This window comes from Pseudoalteromonas rubra (assembly GCF_001482385.1).
Taxonomy (GTDB): Bacteria; Pseudomonadota; Gammaproteobacteria; order Enterobacterales; family Alteromonadaceae; genus Pseudoalteromonas; species Pseudoalteromonas ardens.
On sequence record NZ_CP013611.1, the window covers coordinates 1301133 to 1314450 of the forward strand.

General features: G+C 44.7%; 12 protein-coding genes. 7 read left to right on the forward strand and 5 right to left on the reverse strand.

Annotated features, from left to right (window positions below; genetic code table 11):
* Nucleotides 1-454 precede the first annotated feature (454 nt).
* A complete protein-coding gene (locus AT705_RS05800; protein WP_046006741.1) occupies nt 455-802 on the reverse strand; it encodes a Grx4 family monothiol glutaredoxin in 348 nt (115 codons plus the stop codon).
* 273 nt (nt 803-1075) lie between these two features.
* On the opposite strand from AT705_RS05800, the gene AT705_RS05805 reads away from it, so the two are divergent.
* The 4 genes from AT705_RS05805 (at nt 1076) to AT705_RS05820 (ending at nt 6834) form a co-directional block, all read left to right on the forward strand.
* Nucleotides 1076-1657 (forward strand): Fe-Mn family superoxide dismutase, encoded by a 582-nt coding sequence (locus tag AT705_RS05805; RefSeq protein WP_010382239.1) that lies wholly within the window; start codon nt 1076-1078, stop codon nt 1655-1657.
* 424 nt (nt 1658-2081) lie between these two features.
* Nucleotides 2082-4004, forward strand: a complete 1923-nt coding sequence (locus tag AT705_RS05810) for a PrkA family serine protein kinase (protein WP_058795863.1) — start codon at nt 2082-2084, stop codon at nt 4002-4004.
* 23 nt (nt 4005-4027) lie between these two features.
* Nucleotides 4028-5308, forward strand: a complete 1281-nt coding sequence (locus AT705_RS05815; protein WP_058795864.1) for a YeaH/YhbH family protein — start codon at nt 4028-4030, stop codon at nt 5306-5308.
* A gap of 14 nt (nt 5309-5322) precedes the next feature.
* The gene (locus AT705_RS05820) at nt 5323-6834 is read left to right on the forward strand and encodes a SpoVR family protein (protein WP_058795865.1); all 1512 of its coding nucleotides are present in this window, start codon (nt 5323-5325) and stop codon (nt 6832-6834) included.
* Nucleotides 6835-6885: 51 nt separating this feature from the next.
* On the opposite strand, the gene AT705_RS05825 is transcribed toward AT705_RS05820, so the two are convergent.
* Nucleotides 6886-7857, reverse strand: a complete 972-nt coding sequence (locus AT705_RS05825) for a sensor domain-containing diguanylate cyclase (protein ID WP_058795866.1) — start codon at nt 7855-7857, stop codon at nt 6886-6888.
* Between the two features lie 4 nt (nt 7858-7861).
* Entirely contained in the window at nt 7862-8866 is a 1005-nt protein-coding gene (locus AT705_RS05830; RefSeq protein ID WP_049863986.1) for a response regulator, read from the reverse strand.
* Nucleotides 8867-9068: 202 nt separating this feature from the next.
* Here AT705_RS05830 and tpx point away from each other — a divergent pair, with 202 nt between their 5' ends.
* Nucleotides 9069-9656, forward strand: a complete 588-nt coding sequence (gene tpx, locus AT705_RS05835; protein ID WP_058795867.1) for a thiol peroxidase — start codon at nt 9069-9071, stop codon at nt 9654-9656.
* A 57-nt stretch (nt 9657-9713) separates the two neighbouring features.
* Here the strand turns inward: tpx and AT705_RS05840 are convergent, their stop codons facing one another.
* Together AT705_RS05840 and AT705_RS05845 are read right to left on the reverse strand one after the other, a co-directional pair.
* Nucleotides 9714-10148 carry a GNAT family N-acetyltransferase gene (locus tag AT705_RS05840; RefSeq protein WP_058795868.1) on the reverse strand — a complete coding sequence of 145 codons (435 nt, stop codon included), beginning with the start codon at nt 10146-10148 and terminating at the stop codon, nt 9714-9716.
* A gap of 50 nt (nt 10149-10198) precedes the next feature.
* Nucleotides 10199-10942, reverse strand: coding sequence for a sporulation protein (locus tag AT705_RS05845; protein ID WP_058795869.1), 744 nt, complete (start codon nt 10940-10942; stop codon nt 10199-10201).
* Nucleotides 10943-11156: 214 nt separating this feature from the next.
* Between AT705_RS05845 and AT705_RS05850 the strand changes: the two genes are divergently transcribed.
* Nucleotides 11157-12728, forward strand: coding sequence for a cation:proton antiporter family protein (locus AT705_RS05850; RefSeq protein WP_058795870.1), 1572 nt, complete (start codon nt 11157-11159; stop codon nt 12726-12728).
* A 284-nt stretch (nt 12729-13012) separates the two neighbouring features.
* Nucleotides 13013-13297, forward strand: coding sequence for a hypothetical protein (locus tag AT705_RS05855; protein ID WP_010382259.1), 285 nt, complete (start codon nt 13013-13015; stop codon nt 13295-13297).
* The last annotated feature ends 21 nt before the right edge of the window (nt 13298-13318 follow it).

Here is a 13318-nt window from a genome sequence, read left to right on the forward strand (position 1 = left end):
CTTGATTAGTATTCGAGTCAATACAATAAAGAATAGTTATTCACATACATGAATATTTCTCATTAAAAGGTACTCAAACCACTTCTTCTCATATAAAAATATATTGAATAAAGGTAGAGAACCACAAAATGACACCGGTATCAAATCAAAAAAATAGGACAAACCGCACAAAAAAGGGGAAGTTTACGTTAACGTAACCCAACCATTATAATGAATAAATATTCACTATTCATCTTGTGAATTTGGCAACCCCTTGATTTGTACAGGACGCGCGCTTGACGCATGCGTAAACTGAGTGTTGCAAAACTTAAAGTACACCGTGAAACAAGAGAAAAGATATCAATGATAAAAGCACAAATAAGCTGATGCGGACCAAGATCAGAAAGGAGGGAAAAGAAACAAAAAAGGGGCATGCAACCAACAGTCACATGCCCCACTATGAGTTAAATCAGACTCACTCGGCTTTTTCAGCGTCGTCTTCTTTGTACTTAGCGGCAGTTTCAGCAATCAATGGCTGCAATTCGCCTTTTTGGAACATCTCGATAATGATGTCACACCCACCGATAAGCTCCCCCTCAACCCACAGCTGCGGAAAAGTCGGCCAGTTGGCATAATGAGGCAGCTCAGCACGAATGTCCGGGTTAAGCAAAATATCGACGTAAGCAAACTGTTCACCACACGCCATCAGCGCCTGAGATGCCTGCGAAGAAAAACCGCAGTTAGGTAACTTAGGTGACCCTTTCATATATAGAATGATCGGATTCTCTGCGATTTGCTGTTTAATCTTTTCAATGGTTTCCATTATTTACCTCAAAATGACGATAGCATAACTCATAACCGCACCCGCTTTGTCGGGCACTGCCTGTCAGCCGTTACTCTGCCCGTACAAAATAAATGCAATCTGAGCCATTCATTTTACAAGTCTTGGCTATTGCCATTGCTGTTTGCCAAAACTTGAGTAAAATACTCAGGAATTATAGTATCACTATATGCCGTCAAATCGTATAGAAATGTAAGCTAAGAAAGATATTGCTTTTATTTGCTTTGACAATTAAACAACGAAATGGAGATTAACATGGCTTTTGAACTACCGTCACTTCCGTATGCTATCAACGCGCTTGAGCCGCATATTTCTCAGGAAACGCTTGAGTTCCACCACGGTAAACACCACAACACGTACGTTGTAAAACTGAACGGCCTTATCCAGGGCACAGACCTTGAGAACAAATCTTTAGAAGAAATCGTATGTAACTCAGAAGGTGGTGTATTCAACAACGCGGCACAGATCTGGAACCACACTTTCTACTGGCACAGCCTTGCACCAAATGCAGGTGGTGAGCCTACTGGTAAAGTCGCTGAGCTTATCAATGCAAAGTGGGGCTCTTTCGCAGCATTCCAGGAAGCATTCAATGATAAAGCTGTTAACAACTTCGGTTCTAGCTGGACTTGGTTGGTACAACTTGCTGACGGTTCTTTGGATATCGTTAATACATCTAACGCAGCGACTCCGTTAACAGAAGCAGGCGTAACGCCAATCATCACTGTAGACCTGTGGGAACACGCTTACTACATTGACTACCGTAACGTTCGTCCAGACTACCTGAAAGGTTTCTGGGCACTGGTTAACTGGGATTTCGCAAACGCAAACCTTGCTTAATTCTGAGATAACGCAAAAAGGCGCGTTTTAGCGCCTTTTTTGTTGCCCTTTATATCTGATTGCCATCACTTATCACCGCCCCGTTATCCCAATAAATAATACTTCAATTCCATCACCTGCGATCTAATCCGCATAGGCCATTTCCGTTATAAGCTGCTGACACCAAATCAGGGACTGACAAACATCTTCAACCCGGCCAATCGGCACAAAGATACCTGCCTTACTATCCTAATTAGACCATTTATATGAAATCTGTAAGTAAAAGCTCCTTAAAGTCAATTGGCACCCACATTCCGCACTAATGCATTGAGCTGAATAGACATTAAATTACTGGAATTTTTAGGCAATTTTTAAATAACCCGACTAAGCTTTAAGTAGCCTTGCATTAAGAGACCGCATCATCAACAGGTTATTGGAGTTCATTATGAGTATATTTGAGCACTACCAGTCCAGATACGAAGCGTCCCAAGAAGAAGAGTTCACGATTGCGGAATATTTGGAAATATGTAAAGAAGATAAAGCTGCATATGCGAGCGCCCCTGAGCGCCTGCTAATGGCAATTGGTGAACCTGAAATGGTTGATACTTCGACAGATGCGCGGCTCAGCCGCCTGTTCTCAAATCGCGTGATCGCGCGCTACCCAGCTTTCCATGAGTTTTATGGCATGGAAGACGCCATTGAACAGATCGTTTCTTACCTAAAACACGCCGCACAAGGCCTGGAAGAGTACAAGCAAGTACTTTACTTACTCGGCCCGGTCGGTGGGGGTAAGTCTTCGATTGCCGAGAAGCTCAAATACCTGATGCAACAGGTGCCCATTTATGCAATTAAAGGCTCTCCGGTCAACGACCACCCGTTGAGCTTGTTTAATCCGCTCGAAGACGGTGAGTTACTCAACAAAGAGTACGGCATTAACAGTCGTTATTTACGCACCGTGATGTCCCCCTGGGCGACCAAGAGATTGCATGAATTTAACGGCGACATTTCTAAATTTAGAGTGGTAAAACGCTATCCCTCTATCTTAGACCAGACAGCCATCGCGAAAACTGAACCTGGCGATGAAAACAATCAGGACATTTCCGCATTGGTTGGTAAAGTCGATATTCGGAAATTGGAGCATTACGCTCAAAATGATCCGGATGCATACTCTTATTCAGGCGCACTGTGTTTAGCGAATCAGGGCTTAATGGAATTTGTGGAAATGTTTAAAGCCCCCATTAAAGTGCTACATCCATTGCTCACCGCGACGCAGGAAGGTAATTATAACGGCACAGAGGGTATCTCTGCTCTGCCCTTTAACGGGATCATATTGGCGCACTCCAACGAGTCCGAATGGCAATCATTCAAAAATAATAAAAACAATGAAGCGTTTCTGGATCGGGTCTTTATCGTTAAAGTGCCGTACTGCTTGCGTGTTTCAGAAGAAGTTAAGATTTACAAAAAGCTCATTGAAAACAGCGAACTTAAAACTGCACCTTGTGCACCAGGTACGCTTGAAACCTTGGCTAAGTTTTCGACTCTGTCGCGTATCAATGAGCCTGAAAATTCCAGTATCTACTCTAAGATGCGTGTTTATGACGGTGAGAGCCTCAAAGACACAGATCCAAAAGCGAAGTCTTATCAGGAGTATCGAGACTACGCCGGAGTCGACGAAGGTATGACTGGCCTGTCTACGCGCTTTGCATTCAAGATATTGTCTCGCGTATTTAACTTTGACCATGCAGAGGTTGCTGCAAACCCTGTACACTTATTCTATGTACTGGAACAGCAGATTGAACGTGAGCAGTTTAGTGCCGAAGTTCAGGAGCGATACCTCAGCCACCTGAAAGGCTACTTGATCCCGCAATACGTCGAGTTTATTGGTAAAGAGCTACAAACAGCATACCTCGAATCATACTCAGAGTACGGACAAAATATTTTCGACCGTTATGTTACGTATGCTGATTTTTGGATACAGGATCAAGAATACCGCGACCCGGATACTGGCCAGCTATTCGACAGAGCGGCGCTCAATGCTGAGCTTGAGAAAATTGAAAAGCCAGCTGGTATTTCAAACCCCAAAGATTTTCGTAATGAGATCGTCAACTTTGTCTTGAGAGCCCGCGCTCACCATAATGGCGCGAACCCTGTCTGGACCAGTTACGAAAAACTCAGGACGGTGATCGAGAAAAAAATGTTCTCAAACACAGAAGAGCTGCTACCGGTTATCTCATTCAATGCGAAAACCTCAGCTGAAGATCAGAAAAAACACGAAGACTTTGTCAATCGTATGATGGAAAAAGGCTATACCCAGAAGCAAGTCCGCTTACTTTCCGAGTGGTATTTACGGGTTAGAAAATCTCAATAACATTAGCGGTTGGAGGGTGTTCTATGGCACATTTCATCGATCGTCGACTGAATGGCAAGAATAAAAGCACGCTGAATCGTCAGCGCTTTATTAGACGCTACAAGAAACAGATAAAAGAAGCTGTTTCTGATGCCATCAATAAAAGAAGTGTCACTGATATTTCCAGCGGTGAGAGCATCTCTATACCGCAGCGAGATATCAGCGAGCCAATTTTCCATCAGGGCAAAGGTGGTAATCGCGAGCACATTCACCCAGGCAACGATCAGTTCACAACAGGTGACAAAATTCAGCGCCCGCCCTCTGGTCAGGGCGGAGGCGCTGGCGAGGGTAATGCGAGCGATCAAGGTGAAGGCCAGGATGATTTCGTTTTTTCCATATCGAAAGACGAATATCTTGACCTGTTGTTTGAAGACCTTGAGTTACCAAACTTGCAAAAAAGCCAGCTCGACAAATTGGTACAAATGAAAACACACAGAGCAGGCTTTTGTAATGACGGTATGCCCAGCAATCTCGACATTGTACGATCTTTAAAAGGATCTGTTGCACGCCGAATTGCCATGACAGCCAGCAAAAGAAAACAACTCAAAGAGTTGGAAGAAAAACTAGCGCTCTTGTTACAGGAACCTGTTCCCAAGCAAACCGAGATCCAACAACTAGTGCAGGAAATCGCAGAACTCAAACGCAAGATTGATGCAGTCCCATTCATTGATAATTACGATTTGCGGTTCAGAAACTACGAAAAGCGACCACACCCTACGAGCAAAGCTGTTATGTTTTGTTTGATGGATGTATCAGGCTCAATGGATCAAGCAACTAAAGATATGGCAAAGCGCTTTTATATTTTGCTATATCAGTTCTTAACACGTACCTACAAAGACATTGAAGTTGTTTATATTCGCCACCATACGCAGGCCAAAGAGGTCGACGAGCAGGAGTTTTTCTACTCGCAGGAAACCGGCGGTACCATTGTATCGAGTGCGTTGAAGTTAATGGATGAAATTATCGCTGATCGATACGCGCAGGGCGATTGGAATATCTATGCTGCGCAGGCATCTGATGGCGATAACTGGGCAGATGACTCTCCACACTGTACTGATATACTAACGAACAAACTGCTAAACACGGTGCGTTACTACGCCTATATCGAAATCACCACACGTGCTCACCAGAGTTTGTGGCGCGAATACCAAGGTATTGCGGACACATTCGACAACTTTGCCATGCAGCATATTCGGTCAGTGGAAGATATCTATCCGATATTCAGAGAGCTGTTTAAGAAAAACCGACAACAGAATGCAGCCTAACAAGGGGAGTGCCTATGACGTATAACCCGCTAAATGATGGCCCGGATTGGACGTTCGACCTGCTTGAAGAGTATCAGGCTGAGATTGCCCGTGTAGCGGCCCATTACAGACTGGATACCTATCCGAACCAAATTGAAGTGATCACCGCAGAGCAGATGATGGATGCCTACTCCAGCGTGGGCATGCCCATTGGCTATGCGCACTGGTCTTACGGTAAGAAGTTTATTCAGACCGAGCAAACTTATAAACGAGGGCAAATGGGACTCGCTTATGAAATTGTGATTAACTCAGACCCTTGCATTGCCTATCTGATGGAAGAAAATACCATGCCAATGCAGGCGCTGGTTATGGCACATGCATGCTACGGACACAACTCGTTTTTCAAAGGCAATTACCTGTTCAAAACCTGGACAGATGCCTCTTCAATTATTGATTACCTGGTTTTTGCAAAAAACTATGTTGCCAAGTGCGAACAAAAATATGGGATAGATGAGGTAGAAAACCTACTAGATTCTTGTCATGCCCTGATGAATTATGGCGTGGATCGCTATAAACGCCCTCAACAGATCTCAATGTACGAGGAACAGAAGCGTCAAAAAGAGCGTGAGGACTACCTGCAGTCACAAGTCAATGAACTTTGGCGAACCATTCCACAAGGCAAGCAACAGGACGAACGAGAAGACGTCAAGTTCCCATCTGAGCCGCAGGAAAATATCCTGTATTTCATCGAGAAAAACGCACCGCTGCTAGAATCCTGGCAACGTGAGATAATACGGATTGTACGCAAAGTCTCTCAGTACTTTTATCCACAACGACAAACGCAAGTCATGAACGAGGGGTGGGCGACATTTTGGCACTACACAATCCTTAACCACCTATATGACGAGGGTAAGTTGAGCGATGCATTCATGCTGGAGTTCTTGCAAAGCCATACCAATGTTGTTTATCAGCCTCCCTATAACAGCAAATTTTACTCGGGCATTAACCCCTATGCGCTGGGCTTCAATATGATGGTCGATATACGTCGGATCTGCGAGAACCCGACTGATGAAGACAAGTATTGGTTTCCGGAGTTTGCAGGTAAAGACTGGTTGGATACCCTGCACTTTGCTATGGAAAATTTTAAAGATGAGAGTTTTGTGAGCCAATTTTTATCGCCAAAGATCATGCGCGATTTTAAGCTGTTCACCATTATAGATCAGGAAAAGTCCCCTCATCTGGAGGTTGGCGCTATTCATGATGAATCGGGCTATCAGAAAGTCAGAAATAGCCTGTCTGCTCACTATAACTTGAGTAACCATGAGCCCAATATTCAGGTTTACAATGTAGACATACGAGGTGACCGCTCACTTACTTTGAGGTACGTACCACATAACAAAGTGCCTCTTGCAGATTCAAAGAAAGAGGTTATAAAGCATTTGTATCGGTTGTGGGGCTTCCCCGTTAAGCTTGAAGAGCTTCAGGACGATGGGTCAGTGAACATATTAGGCCAGTGTCCTCAGGAAAGTAAAGAAGACGCTTTATAGCAAAAAGCCCTTTAAAAAGGGCTTTTTTGTTTTTACAAATACCAGGCTTAGTTAATGAGCCATCGAAGGGTCGTATACAGTCACCGTGTTACGACCATTTTCTTTTGAATGATACAAAGCGGTGTCGGCGGCCTCTATCCACTGCTCGTACTTTTCAAAATTGTCGTCACAGCAGGCAATGCCCAGACTCACCGTTAATTTAATTTCTTTATTATCATAATAGATGACTGAGTTCTCAATTAAACTACGCAACCTCTCAGCAAATACTTTGGCCCCTTCGGCGTCAGTATCAACTAACGTTACCGCAAACTCTTCACCACCATAACGCCCCGCAACATCTGTTTCACGGAGTGTCTTTTGCAGCAGATCTGAGATATGGCGAATAGCCTCATCACCACCGCTATGTCCATAGGCATCATTTATACGCTTAAAGAAGTCGATGTCGAACATCAGCAAACTGCTGCTACCATGGCTGCGCTGCAAGCGTTTGAACTCTGTCCTTAAGCTCTCCTCCCAGTAGCCCCGATTGGCCAGTTTAGTCAGGCTATCTGTGCGGCTCATCTTTTCCAGAGTTTTATTGACCTTTTCAAGCTCAAGCTTGTTCATGGCTTCGTCAGTCACATCGTAAATGATGACACAGATGTGCCCCACTTCGCCGGTCACTGTCGTCAGTGGAATAAAGGTCGCATTTTGATACATATAGTCGGCCTTGCCAGTAATTGGCCGATAATTCTTGAACCGAAAAATATAGGGCTGCTGCTCCCAGATAGTAAACGAGCGATTCTTCAATACAAAAACAGGTTCTGATTTACTCTTAAACCAAGCTTCGTCAATACCAGGGAACAAGTCGAACACGTCTTTGTCTTTAACCGCGCTTGGCAATAATCCAGAATGGTTTTCCATAAAACCATTCCAGACGCACACTCGATACTGCCTATCCAGCACAACCAGGCCGACATCCACTGTGTTAAACATATCCATTAACCAATGGATCTCATTCATGTCAAAATCAGATGCAGGCATAATTTTAATCTTCTAGCAGATACTCAACTTTATATTTGAGTGTTTTTAGTGAGTCTTCGGTAAACAACAACATTAAATCACAATTAATGTCATGGTTTTCGATCCCGTAACTAATTTCAATCGCTAACGTACGCTGCCATCTGGCTTTATTTGCCTTCACCAGTTCAGACACTTCGCAGTGCTGTCCTAGTACCACAGGATGACCCTGGCTGAATGGCATGTCGAGTTGCTTCGAGAGTCCTGTCAATATTGCCCCTATCAGAATATTACTGATGTCCATGAGCAACTCAAGCTCCACTTTTTGGTTGAGCTCTCCCTGATAACTCATCAGCGACGCAATTTCTTTAAAACTGGAATCATTGAGCAGCAGTAAGGCTTCTCCGGACACGCCACCACCAATGAACCCCTGACACACACCCGATGTTGTTGCACTGGCATCGATGGCTTGCAATGCCATATGCAGTTCACTGACTTCAAGGACATTGACATTCGGAATAGGTAATTCCACGAAAACGTTCAACAGACGAGCTAGCAGATCACCAGCCTGGCCCATTGCCACATTAGTAATTTCCTGATAGATATCACGGATCTCAGGTTCAAGTTGCTCCCCGAGTTTATGCACCAGATTGGCCCGGATGGCTTTGTCTTTGATCCCATGATGCGTGATGATTTCTTCCAACTTCGCGGCATCACAGGGTTTTCGAATAAAATCTATTGCACCTAGCTCCATGACTCTTTGGTGCGCGTTTGGCTGGATATCTCCAGAGACGACGACTGTCAAAACATTCAATCCTTGTTCGTTTATTGCTTGTAGCACCTCATATCCATCCATGTGAGGCATATTTAAATCTAGAAAAAGTATCTCTGGCGAGACCACTTTTATTTTTTCAATACAGTCCAGGCCGTGCTCAGCAAATTCTACTTTAATATCCCAGTCGTCCGGCAATGACCGCGCCAGTTGCCGGCGAGCCAATTTTGAATCATCGCATATCAGGACAGGTGTTGACATAAAAGCTCTCTTCGCTTAGCGGCTAACTCGTTGTAAGAAGCCTTAATTTTTCTAATTATAGTTATGGCACAGCAGCATTTAGGGACCTACATGGTAATCAAAGCTTGGCCGATTTACAATCCAATTTACTGCAAAGGTTGGTTATATAATTTCAGTATAATACACTGACGAGAATTGCAAAAAATTTAAAAGGGAATACGTTATGCGGATCATCACCTTGCTTGCTGCGTCTTTATTGACAATGACCAACCCAATCCATGCCAGTGAGCTGCCTGAGAACCTGGTTGACGCGGGCAAAGTCAACGCTCAGGGGAAGCCTGTAACCTTATTAGGCCAGGGTATTAAAGTCGGGGACGCTGCACCGGAATTCAAAGTTGTCGATGGCAACTTTGTACCTGTTACCTTAGCCAACTATCAGGGCAAGCCCGTTCTGATCAGTGTGGTGCCGAGCCTGGACACCGGGATCTGTAGTCTGCAAACCAAGTACTTCAATGAAAAAGTAGCTGAGGAGTTTGCAGACGTGGCAATGCTCACCATCAGTGCGGACCTACCCTTTGCACAAAAGCGTTTTTGTAAAACAGAAAACATCGACCAAATTGATACCCTGTCGGATTCAGTCTGGCGCGACTTTGGCGCTAAGTACGGACTTTACATTAAAGATATGGGACTATTGAGCAGAGCAGTTCTGGTGTTAGACAAAGACCACAAAGTCGTATACAAGCAGTTAGTCAGTAACCTGGCCAGTGAGCCTGACTACCAAGGTGCCATCGAAGCACTTAAACAACTCTGACTAGCATAATATGCTACTGCCCTGGTATACAGTAAGCACTGTATACCAGTACCTAACCTAGCGTAATATCATATCTATATGCTCAATCCCATCTTCCAGATAGGCCTCGCCACAAGGTACAAAACCGAGAGACTGATAAAATTGAGTCAGGTAAGTTTGCGCTGCGATTTTTATCGGTTGTGCTCCATAGTGTGCGTGACAAGCTTCTATCGCTCGGGCCATCAAAGTTTGTGCAACTCCCTTCCCACGACATTCTGGTGACACCAACACACGTCCAATTGCACTGACAGTAGATTGCGGCTTGTAACACCGTGCATAAGCCTGCACTTCACCCTGCTGAATTAAGAAAACATGAAGTGTATCAGCGGCTCTGTCAACTTCATCAACTTCCTGATATGCGCAGGCTTGCTCAACAACAAACACGGCAACTCGGGTCTTCAAAATGCTGAAGAGCTCGTCGTGTGACAACTGGTAAAAGGTTTTAACTTGCATGGGTTTTATCACTGTGGGTAGATACGCCTCCGGTGAGGCGTAGAATAGAGTTAGGCAAATAGCCTTTCAAGCTGATCGCACAGTTGAGACAGGTTCACGTGGTCATGCTCAATTGTCAGGTCTACATAGCCATCTCCACGAAAGGCTCTGTCGAGTTCAATCAACACATGGGTGCGATGTGCTTCCGGCACAAAGGATAACTCAACTTCCTGAAGCCCGAACAAAGACGTATTCGCCGGGCGGTATTCAATTTCCTGATAGCAACCAGATACCGACTGAAAATTCGACGCTTTCAAATAGCCACGCTCAACATCCGCTTTAATCATCCGAAAGCCGAGCTTCTCCATAGCCATTAAACAGTTCTTAACCGCTTCGTTTGGATAAATATGCAATAGGTCTTTATCACTGGGATCTAAAGCAAGATCGATATCCAATCCGGTTTCCAGCCACACATAACTGTGGTTATACGGCGCATTAATTTCAGTGATTGGGGTTTCTGAATGCAACCGGGCCTCAAACGGGAGCACTTTTTTCTCACCTGGTGCTATGGTGAATTGGCTACCCACACGCCACTTTTCAATGACCTGATTTGCGTAGTACTCGCCATTGTCTCCTTCAACCTTGACTTTGGTCATCAGCGCTAACTCTAAACCGCTAATTTCTTGTTCGACATCTCCACCCACAACAACGATCTGGGCCTGAAATTTCTGACCCGGATGCAGGTGTTCTGTTTCTAAAATTGTATCTACTTTCGCGGCACCAATACCTACGGATGCCAAGAGCTTTTTAAACATCTTATCTCCTCTCGAGGATGTCCCCTTATCCGCATCTTAACCACATTTTTTCTGGTTTGTCAGCGAAAATTTATAGCAATCAGCTAAATAGTTGAGGATAAACCTTATAACAATCGCCATGCGGCACTTACCATTCACTAGAGCAGCCAATTTTTCATTTATATATCAGATTGTTTTGTTACACTGCTAACACCTTCGACTTGACTGAATCACTATGGAATTACTGTACTTTGCCGTTGCCTTTGCCTGTGGCTTTTCTGTCTACCAACTTAAACTCCCGCCTTTAATTGGCTTTTTGCTGGCGGGTTTTGTGCTCAATCTGTTAGGCCACAGCAGTACCGATTTACTCACCCAGCTGGCCGACTTGGGTGTCACACTATTACTGTTCAGTATTGGTTTAAAACTGAAGGTTTCGAATTTGATTAAACCTCAGGTTTGGGCGCCCGCCAGCTTACACCTGTTCACCAGCATTGCCTTCTTCGCCTCCCTGTTATTGATGTTGGGTGCGTTTGGCTTACCCTTATTTGTCGACTTGTCCTGGCAAAGTGCCTGTCTGGTTGGGTTTGCGTTCAGTTTTTCAAGTACCGTATTTGCAGTTAAAGTACTGGAAGAGCGAGGCGAGATGGCCAGCTTGCATGGTAAAATTTCCATCGGGATCCTGGTTATGCAGGATATTTTTGCAGTGATCTTCCTCGCTATTAGCACAGGAAAATCTCCCAACATATGGGCGCTTGCTCTGCTAGTTGGACTGCCACTGTTGCGACCGCTGCTATTCTGGGTACTCAACCGCTCAAAGCACGGCGAACTCTTACCCTTGTTCGGGTTTTTCTTTGCACTTGTGCTCGGTTACCACGGGTTCGAGTTAGCTGGTCTGAAAGGTGATTTGGGCGCACTGATAATAGGCATGTTGTTTGCGCCACATAAAAAAGCAGGCGAGCTATCCAAAGCTTTGCTGAATGTTAAAGATATCTTATTGGTTGGCTTTTTCCTCAACATCGGACTGAATGCCAATATCTCACTCGAAGCCGTGTTGATTGCCGTGCTACTTGCCGTCGTGCTACCAGTTAAAGTCTTTATTTATTATCTTTATACCAACATGTTCAGACTGCGTGCCCGGACGTCACTACTCAGCGCATTTACACTGTCAAACTACAGTGAATTTGGTCTGATCGTATGTGCTGTCGCTGCCAGCAGTGGCATGATCACCGCCGACTGGCTCGCCGTGGTCGCATTGGCTGTCTCAGTTACATTTGTGCTGGCCACACCGCTCAACAAGAAAGCCAATGAAATCTACGTGAAGCTGGAACCCCTGCTGGTTAAATTCGAGAGTGATAAGCGGCTCGAAGAAGAGTTACCTGTTAATCTGACCGACACACGTATCGTGATCTTTGGCATGGGACGTATTGGCACAGGTGCTTATGAGACCATTCATGCCTCTTATCCGGGCTCAGTCGCAGGGGTCGACATCAAGCCCGAAGTCGTCGAAAAGCATATTAGTCTGGAACGTCGCGTACTACTGGCAGATGCAACGGACCCTGACTTCTGGCAACGCGTCAATCACTCCAATGTTGCTATGGTTATGCTGGCAATGCCAAAACACATGCAGAATATTTACGCACTGGAGCAGCTAAAAGCGTCAGGCTTTTCAGGTCAGGTTACTGCTATCGCCAACTACCCGGATCAGCAAAAAGAACTTGAAGATTTAGGGGTACATTCCACTTATAACTTCTACCTGGAGGCCGGTAGCGGCTTCGCAGAACACGTTAAAGAAAAATTATTTTCATAGACTAAAAAATAATTCTCAGTATCGATAAGGGTACTGAGAATTATTTCTAATTCCGCATCATATAGTTACATCTAGACGTCTAAAAATCAGGCACATAACTCTGGCGGTTTTGTAACTCTACGATTTACAAAGCTTTACATCATCGTTGGTAATTGCCCCTCAATTCGAAGTACACTGAGCTCAGTAGGTAGGTTGCACTAATCTATTTTCTCAATTTAAATCTTATACTTATACCCCTTAATCAGGAACATTGAGTGGGGACCATATTATTCGAGAGGGCAAGCATGTTAAAAAATAAATCGGCTTCTTACTTTCCTGCAGCGGTGGATGATGCAAGTGCAGGCCCGCTCGCAAAATTGCAAGCGCAGTTGGATGCTATACAAGATTCAGGAATGACAGCGTTGACAATTAGGGACATTCTTTTTCACAAAATGCTGGACATGCATGCGGTCCCTAAAGAACACTTTTTACGCGATCAGGCAACCCCTGACAGATTAGACGACCCAGCGATTATTGAACAACTAAACGCACTGGGATTCTACCGCACCTCGCCAGGTCAGGTGCACTAAGTCTCAATTTATGGGAGCCTA